This window comes from Nitrosospira sp. Nsp11 (genome assembly GCF_900142705.1).
Classification (GTDB): Bacteria; Pseudomonadota; Gammaproteobacteria; order Burkholderiales; family Nitrosomonadaceae; genus Nitrosospira.
In genome coordinates this window covers 1,460-2,828 of the sequence record NZ_FRBV01000030.1, presented here as the reverse complement: position 1 = coordinate 2,828, position 1,369 = coordinate 1,460, and the positions used below count along the sequence as shown (strand labels likewise).

The 1,369-nt window shown below is 55.1% G+C and carries 1 protein-coding gene; it reads right to left on the bottom strand.

Going from position 1 to position 1,369, the window contains the following annotated elements:
* The coding region (locus tag BUA28_RS15255) for a cytochrome c oxidase subunit I (RefSeq protein ID WP_072768996.1) at positions 1 to 1,369 on the bottom strand (1,369 nt) is incomplete at both ends.

The following is a 1,369-nucleotide window of genomic DNA, read 5'->3' as shown; positions in this document are numbered from 1 at the left end:
GCGCCTATGCTGGAAATCATGTTGAAATCGGCGAATTGGAGCGCGTAGTCGGGAATACGGCGTGGCATGCCCGCCAATCCCAGGAAATGCTGAACGAAGAAGGTGAGGTTGAAAAAGAACATGGAGAGCCAGAAATGCCATTTGCCCAGCGTCTCGTCATACATATGCCCGGTCCATTTTGGTATCCAGTAGTAGGTTCCGGCGAATATGGCAAAGAGTGAGCCCGACACCAGCACATAGTGGAAGTGCGCAATGACATAGTAGGTATCCTGTACCTGGACATCTATCGGCACTATCGCGCAAACGACCCCGCTGAATCCGCCGATTACGAACAGGAAAATGAAACCGATGGAAAACAGCATGGGGGTTTCGAACGTCATGGAACCGCGCCACATGGTGGCGGTCCAGTTGAACACTTTAACGCCGGTCGGAACCGCGATCAGCATGGTGCCATACATGAAAAACAGCTGCCCGGTTACCGGCATGCCGGCGGTGAACATGTGATGAGCCCAGACGATGCAGGACAGGATGGCGATCGAGGCGGTGGCATACACCATCGAGGAATATCCGAACAATGGCTTGCGCGCAAAGGCCGGAATAATTTCGGAGACGATGCCGAACGATGGCAAAATCATGATGTAGACCTCGGGGTGGCCGAAGAACCAGAAGATATGCTGGAACAAAACCGGATCGCCGCCGCCCGCCGCATTGAAGAAGTTGGTGCCGAAGTTGCGATCCGTCAGCAGCATGGTGACCACGCCCGCCAGCACCGGCATCACCAGCACCAGAAGATAGGCGGTGATGAGCCAGGTCCACACGAACATCGGCATTTTCATCAGTGTCATGCCCGGCGCCCGCATGTTGAGGATGGTCGTGATGATGTTGATCGACCCCATGATGGAAGAAGCGCCAAGGATATGAATGGCGAAAATCATCATGTCCATGCCTACGCCCATCTGCACCGACAACGGCGGATAAAATGTCCAGCCACCAGCAGCTGCGCCGCCGGGCACAAAGAACGAGGTAATCAGCATCAAAGCCGCCGGGGGCAATAGCCAGAAGCTCCAGTTGTTCATGCGCGCAAAAGCCATGTCGGGCGCCCCGATCATCATCGGTATCTGCCAATTGGCAAAACCGACGAACGCCGGCATGATGGCGCCGAAGACCATCACCAAACCATGCATGGTCGTCAACTGATTAAAAAACTCCGGATTGACGACCTGTATGCCGGGCTGGAAAAGCTCGGCGCGGATCGTCAGCGCCATCACGCCCCCGGTCAGGAACATCAGAAAACTGAACCACAAATACATCGTGCCGATATCCTTGTGATTGGTCGTAGTCAGCCAACGCATCATCCCGCTGGGATGGT